General features: G+C 65.9%; 10 protein-coding genes. 9 read left to right on the top strand and 1 reads right to left on the bottom strand.

Translation table 11 applies throughout. The annotated features are described in order from the left end of the window. Positions 1 to 2 precede the first annotated feature (2 nt). The 7 genes from kdpA to HNP98_RS04345 all read left to right on the top strand — a co-directional run bounded on the left by kdpA (position 3) and on the right by HNP98_RS04345 (position 11346). Positions 3 to 1703 (top strand): potassium-transporting ATPase subunit KdpA, encoded by a 1701-nt coding sequence (gene kdpA, locus HNP98_RS04375; protein ID WP_173808834.1) that lies wholly within the window; start codon positions 3 to 5, stop codon positions 1701 to 1703. A 106-nt stretch (positions 1704 to 1809) separates the two neighbouring features. Beyond that, complete coding sequence (gene kdpB, locus HNP98_RS04370; protein WP_173808833.1) at positions 1810 to 3852, top strand: potassium-transporting ATPase subunit KdpB; 2043 nt, start codon at positions 1810 to 1812, stop codon at positions 3850 to 3852. 162 nt (positions 3853 to 4014) lie between these two features. Next, positions 4015 to 4581 carry a potassium-transporting ATPase subunit KdpC gene (gene kdpC / locus HNP98_RS04365; RefSeq protein WP_173808832.1) on the top strand — a complete coding sequence of 189 codons (567 nt, stop codon included), beginning with the start codon at positions 4015 to 4017 and terminating at the stop codon, positions 4579 to 4581. 126 nt (positions 4582 to 4707) lie between these two features. Then, entirely contained in the window at positions 4708 to 5853 is a 1146-nt protein-coding gene (locus tag HNP98_RS04360; RefSeq protein ID WP_173808831.1) for a porin, read from the top strand. Between the two features lie 310 nt (positions 5854 to 6163). Continuing rightward, on the top strand, positions 6164 to 8131 hold the full coding sequence (locus tag HNP98_RS04355) for a KUP/HAK/KT family potassium transporter (RefSeq protein ID WP_173808830.1): 1968 nt from the start codon (positions 6164 to 6166) through the stop codon (positions 8129 to 8131). Positions 8132 to 8304: 173 nt separating this feature from the next. Next, a complete protein-coding gene (locus tag HNP98_RS04350; protein WP_173808829.1) occupies positions 8305 to 9483 on the top strand; it encodes a sensor protein KdpD in 1179 nt (392 codons plus the stop codon). 102 nt (positions 9484 to 9585) lie between these two features. After that, complete coding sequence (locus HNP98_RS04345) at positions 9586 to 11346, top strand: HAMP domain-containing sensor histidine kinase (RefSeq protein WP_173808828.1); 1761 nt, start codon at positions 9586 to 9588, stop codon at positions 11344 to 11346. 196 nt (positions 11347 to 11542) lie between these two features. Here HNP98_RS04345 and HNP98_RS04340 read toward each other — a convergent pair whose 3' ends face one another. Beyond that, positions 11543 to 12247 carry an outer membrane beta-barrel protein gene (locus tag HNP98_RS04340; protein WP_173808827.1) on the bottom strand — a complete coding sequence of 235 codons (705 nt, stop codon included), beginning with the start codon at positions 12245 to 12247 and terminating at the stop codon, positions 11543 to 11545. Between the two features lie 298 nt (positions 12248 to 12545). Between HNP98_RS04340 and HNP98_RS04335 the strand changes: the two genes are divergently transcribed. Together HNP98_RS04335 and HNP98_RS04330 are read left to right on the top strand one after the other, a co-directional pair. Then, positions 12546 to 14591, top strand: coding sequence for a KUP/HAK/KT family potassium transporter (locus tag HNP98_RS04335; RefSeq protein WP_173808826.1), 2046 nt, complete (start codon positions 12546 to 12548; stop codon positions 14589 to 14591). 134 nt (positions 14592 to 14725) lie between these two features. Beyond that, positions 14726 to 16048, top strand: a complete 1323-nt coding sequence (locus HNP98_RS04330) for a DASH family cryptochrome (RefSeq protein ID WP_173808825.1) — start codon at positions 14726 to 14728, stop codon at positions 16046 to 16048. Positions 16049 to 16129: the final 81 nt, after the last annotated feature.

The raw sequence follows: 16129 nt of genomic DNA, 5'->3' as shown, positions 1-16129 counted from the left end.
CCATGTCTCAAGAAATACTCGCCATTATTGGCATTTTCCTGGTTACGGTGCTGCTGGCCATTCCGCTGGGCCGCTACCTGGCCATTATCTACCGGGGCGACCGCAGCTGGTCCGATTTTATGGGCCCCGTGGAGCGCGGCATTTTCCGGCTCAGCGGCATCAACCCCGAGCGCGAAATGACCTGGCAGCAGCACCTGGTGGCGCTGCTCACCATCAACCTGGGCTGGTTTTTCTGGGCCATGCTCATCCTCTGCACCCAGGGCAGCCTGCCGCTCAACCCCGACCACAACCCGTCGATGTCGGTGGACCAGGCTTTCAACACCGCCATATCGTTCCTGGTAAACTGCAACTTGCAGCACTACTCGGGCGAGTCGGGGGCCACGTACCTCTCGCAGCTCGGGTGCCTGATGTTCCTGCAATTCGTGACGGCGGCCACCGGCATGGCCGCCTGCGTGGTGGTGTTCAACGCCCTGCGCGAAGGCACCCACGACAAGCTGGGCAACTTCTACAGCTACTTCGTGAAAAGCATTACCCGGGTGCTGATGCCGCTCTCGCTCATCGTGGCGCTCGTCGTGGCCTTCCAGGGCTCACCGATGACGTTCCAGGCCAAGATGCCCGTCGTGACGGTGCAGGGCGACTCGGCCGTGGTGAGCCGGGGCCCCGCCGCGGCCATGATTGGCATCAAGCAGATGGGCACCAACGGCGGCGGCTACTTCGGCGTCAACTCGGCCCACCCGCTCGAAAACCCCACCGCCTTCTCCAACGCCGTCGAGGACTTCAGCATCCTGCTCATTCCCATCGCCATGGCGCTGGCCTTCGGCTACTACCTGCGCCGGCCCCGCCTGGGCTGGATGGTGTTCGGGGTGATGACGGCCGGCTACCTGCTGCTGCAAGTGCCCACCGTGTACCTCGAAATGCACGGCAACCCGGCCATCACCCGCATGGGCGTCGACCAGCACCTGGGCTCGCTCGAAGGCAAGGAAATGCGCCTGGGGGCCCCCGCCTCGGCGCTGTGGGCCATCCAAACCACCGTCACCAGCAACGGCTCGGTCAACGCCATGCACGACTCGCTCACGCCCATCTCGGGCATGAACGCGCTGCTCGGCATGATGACCAATGCCTTCTACGGCGGCGTGGGCGTGGGCTTCCTCAACTTCTTCGTGTTCATCATCGTGGCCGTGTTCATCTCGGGCCTGATGGTGGGCCGAACGCCGGAACTGCTGGGCAAAAAAGTAGAGGCCCGCGAGATGAAAATCGCCGTCATCGTCGCCCTGCTGCACCCGCTGCTCATCCTGGCCGGCACCGCCCTCTCGGCCCACCTCTTCGCCGGCGACCCCAAGGAGTACGCCGGCTGGCTGAACAACCCCGGCTACCACGGCTTCAGCGAGATGCTGTATGAATTTTCCTCGGCCTCGGCCAACAACGGCTCGGGCTTCGAGGGCCTCGGCGACAATACGCCCTGGTGGAACATCAGCACCGGCATCGTGCTGCTGCTGGCCCGCTACCTGCCCATCATCGGCCCGGTGGCCATTGCCGGCCTGCTGGCCCGCAAGAAGTACATCCCCGAGTCGGCCGGCACGCTCAAGCTCGACACCGCCACGTTCGGCGTCATGGTCTTCTTCGTGATTTGGATCATCGCGGCCCTGGCCTTCTTCCCCGCCCTGGCCCTGGGGCCCCTGGCCGAGCACTTCTCGCTGTATTAGTATTTGAGCTATTAGCTGATAGCTATTGGCTGTTAGCTTTCTCTTTCTTCTTAGGTCTTTATTTCAGAAGCTAATAGCTAACAGCTATCAGCTAATAGCTTAAAAAATGGCTACTCAACAATCCCTTTTTCAACCCGCGCTGGTCGGCGAGGCCATCAAACAGGCTTTCGTCAAGCTCGACCCGCGCAAGATGTTCCGCAACCCGGTGATGTTCACCGTGGAAATCGGCACCGTGGTGATGCTCATCGTCACGCTGGGCCTGCTCGTGAAGCCCGACGCCACCCAGGGCGGCTTCGGCTACAACTTCACGGTGTTCTTCGTGCTGTTCCTCACGCTGTTGTTCGCCAACTTCGCCGAGGCCATTGCCGAAGCCCGCGGCAAGGCCCAGGCCGAAAGCCTGCGCAAAACCCGCGAAGAAACCCCCGCCCGCAAGGTGGACGCCGCGGGGGCCATCACCTCGGTTAGCTCTTCGCAATTGACCAAAGGCGACTTTTTCCTGGTGGAAGCCGGCGAAATCATCCCCACCGACGGCGAGATTGTGGAGGGCCTGGCCACCATCGACGAGTCGGCCATCACGGGCGAATCGGCCCCGGTTATTCGCGAGTCCGGCGGCGACAAGTCGTCGGTGACGGGCGGCACCAAGGTACTCTCCGACCGCATCAAGGTGGTGGTGACGACGGCCCCCGGCGAGTCGTTCCTCGACAAGATGATTGCCCTGGTGGAAGGCGCCTCGCGCCAGAAAACGCCCAACGAAATTGCCCTCACCATCCTGCTCGCCGGCTTCACCCTGGTGTTCGTGATTGTGTGCGTCACCCTGGCCCCGTTTGCCAAGTACTCGAACACGCCCATCGCGGTGGCCTCGTTCATCGCCCTGTTCGTGTGCTTGATTCCGACCACGATTGGGGGCCTGCTCTCGGCCATCGGCATCGCCGGCATGGACCGGGCCCTGCGGGCCAACGTCATCACCAAGAGCGGCAAGGCCGTGGAAACGGCCGGCGACATCGACGTGCTGCTGCTGGATAAAACCGGCACCATCACCATCGGCAACCGCAAGGCCACCCACTTCTGGCCCGCCCCGGGCGTGCAGCTACAGGAGTTCGTGCAGGGGGCCGTCCTCAGCTCGCTCACCGACGAGACGCCCGAGGGCAAGAGCATCATCGAGCTGGCCCGCGACAACAAAGTGGACCCGCAGGCCCTGCAACCCCAGCTGGCCGGGGCCGAGTTGATTAAGTTCACGGCCGAAACCCGCAGCTCGGGCGTGACGCTGGCCGGCGGCACCCGCCTGCGCAAGGGCGCGGCCGACGCCATCCGCCGCTTGTCGGAGGCGGCCGGCCACGCCTACCCCCCGGAAGTGGCCGAGCGGGTGGCGGCGGTGGCCAGCAACGGCGGCACGCCGCTGGTGCTCAGCGAGAACGACCGGGTACTGGGCGTGGTGGAGTTGCAGGACATCATCAAGCCCGGCATCCAGGAGCGGTTCGAGCGCCTGCGCAAGATGGGCATCAAAACGGTGATGGTGACCGGCGACAACCCGCTCACGGCCAAGTTCATCGCCGAGAAGTCGGGCGTGGACGACTTCATCGCCGAGGCCAAGCCCGAGGACAAGATGCAGTACATCCGCGCCGAGCAGCAGAGCGGCAAGCTGGTGGCCATGATGGGCGACGGCACCAACGACGCCCCCGCCCTGGCCCAGGCCGACGTGGGGGTGGCCATGAACTCGGGCACCCAGGCCGCCAAGGAAGCCGGCAACATGGTGGACCTCGACAACGACCCCACCAAGCTCATCGAAATCGTGGAAATCGGCAAGCAGCTGCTCATGACGCGCGGCACGCTCACGACCTTCTCCATCGCCAACGACGTGGCCAAGTACTTCGCCATCGTGCCGGCCCTGTTCATGGTGGCCATTCCCGGGCTGCGGGCCCTCAACGTGATGGGGCTGCACTCGCCGCAGTCGGCCATCCTGAGCGCCGTTATTTTCAACGCCCTCATCATCCCGGCACTGGTGCCGCTGGCCCTGCGCGGCGTGAGCTACACGCCCATCGGGGCCTCAGCCCTGCTGCGCCGCAACCTGCTGGTGTACGGCCTGGGCGGCGTGGTGGTGCCCTTCATCGGCATCAAACTCATTGACCTGCTGGTGGGTGTGTTTGTGTAGGTTTTTCTAGCTGTTAGCTACTGGCTGTTAGCTGTTAGCTTATGTTCAACGAGCGTTTTCCTTACAGAGCCAGCAGTTGATGGCCAACAGCCGTTGACTCGTATTCAATTTGATTTTTCAAAAAAGCTAACGGCTAACGGCTGACAGCTAAAAGCTAAAAAGATGAAATCTAACATTCTTCCTGCCCTGCGCCTGTCTTTGGTACTGCTGGTGCTGTGCTGCGTTATTTACCCGGCCATTGTGTGGGCCGCGGCCCAGCTGGCCCCCGGCCACGGCGAAGGCGTGCAGCTGAGCCAGAAAGGCCGCGTAGTGGGCTTTGCCAACGTGGGCCAGAAGTTCAGCAAGCCCGGCTACTTCAACACCCGGCCCTCGGCCGTGGACTACAACGCCCAGGGCTCGGGCGGCTCCAACAAGGGGCCGAGCAACCCCGAGTACCTGGCCCAGGTGAAGGCCCGCCTCGACACCTTCCTGCTCCAAAACCCCGGCGTGAAAGCCGCCGACGTGCCCGCCGAGCTGCTGACGGCCAGCGGCTCGGGCCTCGACCCGCACCTCTCGCCCCAGGGGGCCCTGGTGCAGGTGGCCCGCGTGGCCAAGGCCCGCGGCGTGGCCCCGGCCCGCCTCACCGCGCTGGTGAACGCCAACACCGAGGGCGGCACCCTGGCCCCCCAAGTGGTGAACGTGCTGCGCCTGAACCTGGCCCTGGACGAGCTGGCCCCGGCCAGCAAGTAGTCTTTTAACCTCATCAGGGGTCCACTGGGGGCCCCGTTTTCAACCGCCTGGCTCCCACACGTTACCCGCTGGGGCCCGGGCAAAGCCACTATTGTATTCCGCCGGCTACGGCTCGGCATCCTTTCAATGCGTAAATTTCTAACCTTCGGCCTGGCTTTCGCTGCCAGCAGCGCTGCCCTGGCCCAAACCACGCCCACCACCGACCCCGCCCTGGCCGTACCGCCCGCGGCGGCCCCCGCGCCAGCCACGCCCGGCCCGCTCACCTTCTACGGCTTCGTGGATGGCTACTACGGCATCGACTTCCACCACCCCGACACGCAGGTGCGGCCGAGCTTTCTCTACTCGCACAACCGCCAGAACGAGTTCACCGTGAACCAGGGCCTGATTGGGATGCGCTACGACGACGGCAAGGTGCGCGGGGCCGTGGGCATCCACGCCGGCTCGTACGTGACGGCCAACTACGCGGCCGAAGACCCGGTGTTCAAGCACATCTACGAGGCGTACGCCGGCTTCCGGCCCTTCGACAAGGCCTGGCTCGACTTCGGCATCTTCGGCTCGCACATCGGGTTCGAGTCGGCCATCTCGAAAGACAACTGGACGCTGACCCGCTCGCTGATGGCCGAAAACTCGCCGTACTACGAGGCGGGGGCCCGGTTTACCTACGAGGTGGGCCCCAAGCTGACGCTGACCGCGCTGGCGCTGAACGGCTGGCAGAACATCCGCGAGAACAACCAGGCCAAGGCCGCGGGCACTCAGATTCAGTGGAAACCCACCGACAAAATCCTCATTAACAGCAGCACGTTCTACGGCAACGAGCAGCCTGCCGACGTGGCCACGCGCCGCCGCTACTTCCACGATTTCTACATCACCTACGCCGCCACCGACCGGCTGAGCCTGGCCGCGGTGTTCGACGTGGGCAAGCAGCAGGCCGCCCGCCCGGCCGGCGACAACGGCAACAAGTACGACACCTGGCACACCGGCGCGGCCTTCGTGCGCTACAAGCTGGCCGACAAGTGGACCACCGCCCTGCGCGGCGAGTACTACAAAGCCGAGCGCGGCGTCATCATCAACTCCTTCGCGCCCGTGGTGGGGGACGGCGACGCGTTTATCCGCGGCGGCTCGCTCAACTTCGACTACGCCCCCACCGGCAACGTGGTCGTGCGCCTCGAAGGCCGGGTGCTGAACGCGCAGAACAACATCTTCGCCGAAGCCGACGGCGTGAACCACAGCACCTACGGCAACCTGACGTCGAGCATCGCCCTTTCTTTCTAGACCGCGGGTTGCATTTATTTTCCGGCTCTGAACGGGGCAGCGACGCAAAGATGCGCCGCTGCCCCGTTCTGTCGGTATTACGAACAGCCTCTAAAGCCAACCCATTGAAGCAGTTTTTGACCCCGCTACACCGGGCGCTCCGGGCCGGCGACGCGGCAACGGAGCCGACCGCTTTAGCAGTCGGTGGGCGCTACCCGCGGGCTTGCGCGGCCGGCGGCGGCGACGGCTGGAAAAACGACCCGTTTATGATGGCCCTGGGCGTGGGGTGCGGTTCTAAGCCGTTGCCGCTGCCTGCCCGTACTTAGCGTCTATGACGAATAGCACCGCCCTTGCTCCCACTGCTGCCCACCAATCGCTGCACAGCCGGGCCACCACGGCCGGCACGCTCATCGCGCTGGGCATCGTGTACGGCGACATCGGCACTTCGCCGCTGTACACGGTGCGGGGCGTGTTCGTGAGCCGGCCCGTGACGGAAGAAGTGGTGCTGGGCACGGTGTCGGCCGTCATCTGGACGCTCACGCTGCTCACCACGGTGAAGTACGTGTTCGTGGCCATGAAGGCCGACAACCACGGCGAGGGCGGCATCCTGTCGCTGTATGCGCTGCTGCGGCGGCTCAAAGTCAAGTGGCTGTACCTGCCGGCCATCATCGGGGCGGCGGCGCTGCTGGCCGACGGCATCATCACGCCGCCCATTTCGGTGTCGTCGGCCATCGAGGGGCTGCGCATCCTCAAGCCCGACCTCGACACGGTGCCCATCGTGCTGGTCATCATCGTGGGGCTGTTCGCGTTCCAGCAGGCGGGCACGGCCATCATCGGCAAGCTGTTCGGGCCGGTGATGCTGGTGTTTTTCAGCATGTTGGCCGTGCTCGGCGTCACCCACCTGGTGCAGGAGTGGAGCATCCTGCGGGCCCTGAACCCGTACTACGCCGTGCACATGATTCTGACGGTGCCCGGGGCCTTCTGGCTGCTGGGCTCCATCTTTTTGTGCAGCACCGGGGCCGAGGCCCTGTACGCCGATATGGGCCACGTGGGCCGCTTCAACATCTACGTGTCGTGGACGTTCGTCAAAAGCTGCCTGCTGCTCAACTACCTGGGCCAGGGGGCCTGGCTGCTCCGGCACCTGGGGGCCCCGCTGGGCGAGCGGAACCTGTTCTTCCTGATGATTCCGGCCTGGGGCCTGCTGCCGGCCATCATCATTTGCACGATGGCCACAATTATTGCCTCGCAGGCCCTCATTTCGGGCTCGTTCACGCTCATCATCGAGGCGCTGCGGCTCAATTTCTGGCCCAAGGTCAAAATCTCCTACCCCACCGAGCTGCGCGGCCAGGCCTACGTGCCGTCGCTGAACTGGATTTTGTGCGCCGGCTGCATCGGCGTGGTGCTGCACTTCCGCGAGTCGGGCCGGATGGAGGCGGCCTTCGGCCTGGCCGTGACGGTGACCATGCTGATGACCACCGTGCTGCTGGCCTACTACCTGCGCCTGCACCGCCGCAACGTGGTGCTCATCGGCCTGCTGCTGGCGGTGTACTTCACCATCGAGGGCTCGTTTCTGGTGGCCAACCTGCGCAAGTTTTCCCAGGGCGGCTGGCTGAGCGTGCTGCTGGGCACGGCCCTGCTGGGGGTGATGGTGAGCTGGATTCAGGGCCGGCGCATCCGCAACCAGCTGGCCCAGTTCACGCCCCTGGCCGACTACCTGCCCCTGCTGGAAAAGCTGAGCGTGGACCAGTCGGTGGCCAAGTTCGCCACCCACCTGGTGTACCTCACCAAGTCGGACGACCCCAAGCAGGTGGAGAACGGCATCATCCACAGCCTGTTCCGCAAAAACCCCAAACGGGCCGACCTCTACTACCTCATCCACGTGGTGACCACCGACGACCCCTACACCAAGACCTACCACGTGACGCACATCCTGCCCGACAACCTGATGCGCATCGAGTTCCGCCTGGGCTTCCGGGTGGACCACGCCATCAACTACATGTTCCGGCAGGTGCTCACCGACCTGGTGAAAACCGAGGACCTCGACATCACCTCGCGCTACGAGTCGCTGCGCGGCCAGGACATGACCGGCGACTTCCAGTTCGTCATCCTCAACCGCACCCTGCCCTACCAGGGCCAGCTGCGGACCTGGAAAAGCGCCGTGCTGCGCGGCTACGGGGCCCTGCGCTGGCTGGGGGCCAGCGAGCAGCAAAGCTTCGGGCTCGACAACTCCTCCTTCACCATCGAAAACGTGCCCCTGGCCCTGCCGCCCCGCCCCGAGTTGCAACTCACCCGGGACTGAGTAGGTGGGGAAAGAATATTTTGTACTAAAAAGAACGTCATGCTGAGCTTGCCGAAGCATCTCTACCGCGTTACTAATTATGATTACTGCCGCAGTAGAGATGCTTCGACAAGCTCAGCATGACGTTCTAAAGTAGGTTAAACAAATTCCTAATTCCTCTTCAATTAGCAACCATGCCCACCACCTTGCCTACCGACGACGACCAGCGCGACCAATCGGCCGAGCGGTTCCTGCGCCTGGTGCAGGAGCGGCGGCGCGGGCGGCTCAAAATTTACGTGGGCCTGGCCGCCGGCGTGGGCAAAACCTACCGCATGCTGCAAGAGGCCCGCGAGCTGGAGCAGCACGACGTGAACGTGCTCATCGGCTACGTGGAAACCCACGGCCGGGTCGGCACCGTGGCCCAGCTCGACGGCCTGCCCGTGATGCCGCGCAAAAGCGTGTTTTACAAGGGCCGGGCCCTGGAGGAAATGGACCTCGACGGCCTGCTGAAGCGGCGGCCGGCGGTGGTGGTGGTGGACGAGCTGGCCCACACCAACGTGCCCGGCTCGCGCAACGAAAAGCGCTGGCAGGACGTGGAGGAGCTGGTGCGGGCCGGCATCTCGGTGATTACGGCCTGCAACGTGCAGCACCTGGAAAGCCTGCACGACCAGGTACTGAAAATAACGGGCACCGCCGTGGCCGAGCGCGTGCCCGACCAAGTGTTCCAGCACGCCGACGAGGTGGTGAACGTGGACCTGACCGTGCCCGAGCTGCGGGCCCGCCTGGAAGACGGCAAAATTTACGACCTGGCCAAGGTGCCCACGGCCCTGGCCAACTTCTTCCAGCCCGAAAACCTGCTGCAGCTGCGGCGCCTGGCGGCCCGCGAAGTGGCCCAGCTGCTGGGCCGCCAGGTAGAAAACGACGCCGGCGGGGCCCCCGCCGTGGCCGCCCAGCGCCGCAACGACGACCGCCTGCTGGCCTGCATCAACACCAACGACGCGGCGGCCAAGGAAATCATTCGCAAAACCGCACGCCTGGCCGACCGGTTCGGGGCCGCCGTGTGGTACGTGCTCTACGTGCAGACGGGCCGCGAAAGCGCCGACCGCATCGGCCTGGCCACCCAGCGCCACCTCATCAACAACCTGCAGCTGGCCACCGAGCTGGGGGCCCAGATTTTGCGGGTGAAGGACGACGACATCGTGGCGGCGGTGCAGCGGGTGGCGCAGGAAAAAAATGCCACCCTGCTCGTGTGCGGCGTAACCAGCCCGAAGAGCGGCTGGGAGCGCCTCACCCGCCGCGGCGTCACGGCCGACCTGGTGCAAACCGTGGCCCGCTCCTCGCCCGAGCTGGACATTTTTTTAGTAACCTATTGATTATCAGTTATTAATTACGAGTTATGAGTTATGGGTTGCGACAATCCGCAACCTTTTGAAGACAACTCATAACCCATAACTCATAACCCATAATTTACCCTCATGAACCTAAAAACCAAAATCACGCTCGGGTTTCTGGCGCTGCTGGTGCTGCTGGGCAGCATCGGCGGCTATGCCTACTACACGGTGCAGGGCCTGAGCACCAACTCGCGCAACATCCTGACGGCCAATTTCTACTCCATCGAGCTAGGCCAGCAGATGCTGCAAGCCCTCGACCGGATGGAGGTGGACCCGGGGGCCCCGGCGGCCTCGCCGCGCTTCCAGCGGGCCCTCACCAGCGAGGCGGGCAACATCACCGAGCCCGGCGAGCGGGTCCTGGTCGACTCGCTCACGCAGGCCCTCGACAAGTTTCAGCGCCAGCCGGCCGTGCCGGTGCTGGAGCAGCTGCGCACCCAAACGCACCGCATGATTCGGCTGAACACCGAGGCCCTGAAGCGCAAGAACGTGCAGCTGGGGCAGCAGGCCACCGGCGCGGGGCGCAACCTGCTGCTGGCCGCCACGCTGGCCGTGCTGCTGGCCATCTTGCTGGTGGCCAGCGTGCCCGAGGCCGCCGTGATGCCCCTGCGCAAGCTCACCGCGGCCCTGGACCACGCCACCGGCAACGACTTCAAAACCACGATTCCGGTCGAGAGCCCCGACGAGTTCGGGCGGGTGGCGCGGTCCTTCAACCGGATGCTGGTGCAGCTGCAAGAATACCGCAGCTCGACCTCGGCCGAGCTGGTGACCGAGCGCAACCGGGCCCGCAGCGTGGTGGACGGCCTCGACGAGGGCCTGCTGCTGCTCGACGAGAACCGTCGCATCCTGCTGGCCAACCCCGTGCTGTGCGAGCTGCTGGGCCTGCCCGTGGCCCAGCTCGTGGACCAGCTGGCCGCCGACGTGGCCCAGCGCAACGACCTGCTGGCCACCATGCTGAAGCCCCTCGACGCGCCCCGCCGCGACGCGGCCGTGGCCGAAGCGCCCCTGCTCACGGTGGCCCAAAAGGGCGAGGAAGTGTTCTACCGCCTGGCCGTGCAGGACCTGGTGAGCTTCAACGAGGCCAGCGACAAGACCGAGTTTGTGGGCCAGGTGCTGACGCTGCGCAACGTGTCGGACTTCAAGAAGCTCGACCAAGTGAAGTCGAACTTCCTGGCCACGGTGTCGCACGAGCTGAAAACGCCGCTCTCCAGCATCAACATGAGCCTGAAGCTGCTGCAAACCGACAAGCTCGACGCCGAGGAGCGCACGCGCGTGACCGACGGCATCCGGCGCGAAACCCAGCGCCTGCTGCGCCTGGTGGGCGAGCTGCTCGACGTGTCGCGCCTCGACTCGGGGGCCGGCATCCAGCTCGACTTCGGGGCCACCCCGCTCCCCGACGTGGTGCGCTTCGCCACGGCCACCGTGCAGGCCCAGCTCGACAACAAGCAGCTCCAGCTGGCCACCGACCTGCCCACCGACCTGCCGGCGGTGCGCGCCGACGTGGAGAAAACCACCTGGGTGCTCATCAACCTGCTGGCCAACGCCATCCGCTACTCGCCGGCCGGCGGCACCCTGACCGTGCAGGCCGTCCGCGCCGGGCAGTTCGTGCAGCTCACCGTGCAGGACCGGGGCCCCGGCATCGCGGCCGAGTACCACGAGCGCATCTTCCAGCGCTTCGCCCAGATTCCCGACAAGGCCGGCTACGCCGGTGGCTCGGGCCTGGGCCTGAGCATCGCCCGCGAGTTCATCACCGCCCAGGGCGGCCGCCTGTGGGTGGAGAGTGAGCTGGGCAGCGGCAGCGCGTTCCAGTTCACGCTGCCCGTAGCGGGGGGGAGAGAGAATGGGTGAATGAGTGAATGAGTGAATCATTCACCCCCCTTGGCAGTGGTATAGAGCGAGGTGGTCCGGCGAATGGCCCGAAGGGCTTCGTCGGGCCACTCTGGCATTTGAACAGCGGCCCCGGGGCCTCGTCAGAGTGGCCCGACGACGGAAAAAGTCGCCGGACCACCCCGGTTCAGACCACCGCCCATTCTCTCATTCACCCCTACCGCGACAGCCCGTAGCTCAGGTACACCTCGGCGGTGCGGGAGTAGATATTGTTGTTGGACAGGTACACCCCGGAGGTGTTGAACTGCTCGTTGGCGTTTTCGTGGTAAAGCTTGCTCAGGCTCAGGTCGTAGCGGGCCCCGAGGCGCACGTTGCCCACGCGGCCCTCGAGCCCGCCCACGCCGCCCACGGCCAGGCGGTTGTAGCGGCCGCTCAGCGCGGCGTTGGTGCCGTCGTGGGCCACGTTCTCCAGCAGCGACACCTGGGGCCCGAGGTGGAAGCTGAGGTTGGGCGTGAGGTTGCCCACGAACAGAATGGGTAGGTCGAGGTAGTCGAGGCGGGTGTTGTAGGCCGAGGCGTTACCCAGGGTGGTGCGGTAGCCTTTGCGGCTGTAGAGCAGCTCCACCTGCACCGAGGCAAACGCGTTGAACCCGTACTGCCCGTAGGCCCCCACCAAAAACGACTGGTGGCTTTGCGCCCCGGGCAGCGCTCCGGTGCCGTTGCCGTAAATCTGCGACAGCGCGTAGCCGCCCTTCAGGCCGAAGCCGGTGTTGTGCGAGGCGTTGCCCTGGGGGTAAAGGTCGTCGACGGCCGCGGCGGGCGGGGCCGGCTTGGCCGGGGCATCGGCGGCGGGGGTGGTTTGGGCCCGGGCAGCCGGGGCGGCGGCCGCGCCCAGCAGCAGGGCGCACAAAATCTTTTTCATGAACGGCAAAAATGACGGTAAGGCTGGCCCGGACCCGCCGGGCCAGCGCACAAGTAACGCCCTACTCCCAGCCCTGCAAGATGAAGCCCCGGCCGCCAATCGGCCAACGGCCCCGAAGCGCCGACCAACGCGGCGAAAATCCGGCGGCTGGCGCCCCCGGCCCGGGCGCTGCCGCTTGCCGGATAACTTTGCGCCCGCCGGCCCGAACCAACCGCCGGGCGCAGTAGTTTGGGTCCGACTTTACCGGCGCACGGCCGTACGCAAAAGCCGGACGGCCAATTGCTTTTATGAATTTACAATGAGTATTGCTACGCTGCTGCCCACCGAAGACGACATTCACCGCCGCCGCATCACGGTGGCGGGCCTGCTCGTCACGCTCGGTATCATTTTCGGCGACATCGGCACCTCGCCGCTTTACGTCCTCCAAACCATCGTCGGCGACCGGCCGGTGAGCGAGCTGCTGGTGTACGGCGGCGTGTCGGCCGTGTTCTGGACGCTCACGCTCCAGACCACCATCAAGTACATCATGCTGACGCTGGAAGCCGACAACCACGGCGAGGGCGGCATTTTCTCGCTGTTTTCGCTGGTGAAGAGCCGCGGGCGCTGGCTGCTGTTCCCGGCCATCATCGGGGCGGGCACGCTGCTGGCCGACGGCATCATCACGCCGCCCATCTCGGTGACGTCGGCCATCGAGGGCCTGAAAATCCTCTACCCGGCCCTCAACCAGGAAACCATCGTCATCGTGGTGCTGGTCATTATCAGCCTGTTGTTCGGGTTTCAGCAGTTCGGCACCAAGGTGGTGGGGGCCTCGTTCGGGCCCATCATGCTGGTGTGGTTTTCCACGATTGGCACGCTGGGCCTCATCCAGATTGCGCACCACCCGGGCGTGCTGGCCGCCCTCAACCCCGTGTACGCCATCCGGCTACTCACCGAGTACCCCAAGGGCTTCTGGCTGCTGGGGGCCGTATTTCTCTGCACCACCGGGGCCGAGGCCCTGTACTCCGACCTGGGCCACTGCGGCCGCAAAAACATTCGCACCTCGTGGGTTTTTGTGAAAACCGCACTGGTGGTCAACTACCTGGGCCAGGCCGCCTGGACGATGGGCCACCTGGGCCACGCGCTGGCCGGCAACCAGAACCCGTTCTTCATGATTGCCCCGAAGTGGGGCCTGGTGCCGCTCATCATCCTGGCCACCATGGCCACCATCATTGCCTCGCAGGCCCTCATCTCGGGCTCGTACACGCTCATTTCGGAGGCCGTGAGCCTGCGCTTCTGGCCCAAGGTGCGGGTGCTGTTCCCCACCAATGAGCGCGGGCAGATTTACGTGCCCAGCATCAACTGGCTGCTGTGGTTTGGGTGCGTGTGCGTGCAGCTGCACTTCCAAACCTCCGAGGCCATGACGGCCGCCTACGGCTTCTCCATCACGGTGGCCATGCTGATGACCAGCCTCTTGCTCTCGCAGTACCTGCGGGGCGTGAAGCACTGGGCCGTGCCGGTGGTGGTGGGCATCATGCTGGTGTTCTTCACCGTCGAAACCTCGTTCCTCATTGCCAACATCACCAAGCTGCTGAACCGGCTGGGCATCCTGGTTTTCGAGTGGGGCCTGATTTTCATGATGTACCTGGGCTACAAGGGCCGCGAAATCAAGAACCGCCTGCTGAAAACCGTGCCCGTGGCCGGGAGCGTGCCCACGCTCCAGGAGCTGAGCGACGACGGCTCGGTGCCCCGCTACGCCTCCAACCTGGTGTACCTCACCCACAGCAAAACCCCCGGCGAGCTGGAAACCGAGATTCTGTACTCCATCATGCGCAAACAGCCCAAGCGGGCCGACCGCTACTGGTTCGTGAACATGAGCATCCTCACCGACCCCTACTCGACGCGCTACGACGTGGAGGAGCTGGTGCCGGGCGTGGCCTACAAAATCAACTTCCGGCTCGGCTTCCGGGTGCAGCCCCGCCTGAACCTGCTGTTCCGCCGGGTGCTGGAGGAAATGGCCCAGCGCGGCGAGCTGGACATCACCTCGCGCTACGACTCGCTGGCCCGCCACCACCTGCCCGGCGACTTCCGCTTCGTAGTACTCGAAAAAGTGCTGAGCTACGACAACGAGCTGACCTGGCAGGAGCGGTTCTTCATGAACGGCTACTTCTTCATCAACCGCGTCGCCATCTCCGACCAGCAGCTTTTCGGCCTGGATACCAGCGACGTGGCCGTGGAGAAAGTGCCCCTCACCATCAAGCCCGCCGCCGCCACCCGCGACCTGCAGCGCGACCCGCTTGAGCAGGCCCAGGGCCCTGCGGAGGCCGAAATGGTAACCGTCGGCGTGGGCGCGGCGCAGCCCGTGTAGTGTCCCCCGCTTTTATTTTTTAGGAACGGCCTGCGGTTAGCGGGCCGTTTTTGTTATTGCCCCGCCGGGCCCGGCGCGATTCCCAAGCGAGTGCGCAGCGGTCATTTTACTACCCCCAAACCCGTGCTTCCCGCATGAACATCCTGTACTGGCTGCGCAACGACCTGCGCCTGCACGACAACGAACTCCTGGCCGCGCTGCCCGCCGACGCCGGGGCCCTGCTGCCCGTGTACTGCTTCGACCCCGCCGCCCTGGGGCCCGACCCGCTCCTGGGCCTGCCCCGCACCGGGCCCCACCGCCTGCCCTTCCTGCTCGAAACGCTGGCCGATTTGCAGCGGCAGTACGCGGCCCTGGGCTCGGGCATCCACTTCGTGGTGGGGGCCCCGGCCACCGCGCTGCCCCGCCTGGCCCAGGCCCTGGGCGCGGCCGCAGTGTGGACCAGCGCCGAGCACGCCCACGAGGAAACCACCGCCGAAACGGCCCTCGCCGCCGCCCTGGGCCCCGCCGTGCCCCTGCGCCGCTTCGAAACCCTGGCCCTGCTGCACCCCCAGGACCTGCGCGTGGCCGTGCGCGACCTGCCCCTCTCGTTCAGCAAGTTCCGGTACGACGTGGCGGCGGCCGCGCCGGTGCGGCCCCCGCTGCCGGCCCCGCGCCGGCTGCCGCCGCTGCCGGCCGGCTTCGCGCCCGCGCCCCTGCCCACCGCGGCCGCGCTGGCGGCGGCCCTGGGCCAGCCGGCCCTGGCGGCGGTGCCCCGCGACGCCCGCTCGGCCCGGCCGGCGCTGGGCGGCGGCGAAACCGCCGCCCTGGCCCGCCTGCACGACTTCGCGGTGGCGCGCCGCCTCATTGCCCGCTACGACGACACCCGCAACGAGCTGCTGGGCGAGGCCTACAGCACCAAGTTTTCGGCTTGGCTGGCCAACGGCAGCCTCTCGGCCCGGCAGGTGTGGGCGGCCATCGGGGCCCACGAGGCCAGCGCCGCAACCGGGCCCCGGGGCAAGGGCCCGCAGCAGCTGCGCCTGGAGCTGCTGTGGCGCGACTACTTCCGGCTGCTGGCCCGCCGCGCCGGGGCCGACTTCTTCCGCTGGGCGGGCCTGCGCGGCCAGGCCCCCAAGCCCACCCGCCCCGACCGCGCCGCCTTCGACAAATGGACCCAGGGCCGCACCGGCAACCAGTTCGTGGACGCCAACATGCGCGAGCTGGCCGCCACGGGCTTCATGAGCAACCGCGGCCGCCAGAACGTGGCCAGCTACCTCGTGCACGACCTGGGCCAGGACTGGCGCTGGGGCGCGGCCTGGTTCGAGCACCAGCTCGTGGACCACGACCCGGCCCTGAACTGGGGCAACTGGAAGTACATTGCCGGCACCGGCACCGACGTGCGCGACTCGGCCTTCGACCTGGCCCAGCAGGCCAAGCGCTACGACCCGCAGGGCCGCTACGTGCGCACCTGGCTGCGGTAGGCGTTGCCGGGGAAGTACCGGCGGGGCCGGGGCCCGCGCCGGGCGGCTCCGCGGCGCGACTTTTACCCCCGCAATGCTACC

Source organism: Hymenobacter caeli, assembly GCF_013294115.1.
Taxonomy (GTDB): Bacteria; Bacteroidota; Bacteroidia; order Cytophagales; family Hymenobacteraceae; genus Hymenobacter; species Hymenobacter caeli.
Note: the sequence above shows the minus strand (reverse complement) of the source record. Positions and strands in the feature narration are given on the sequence as shown.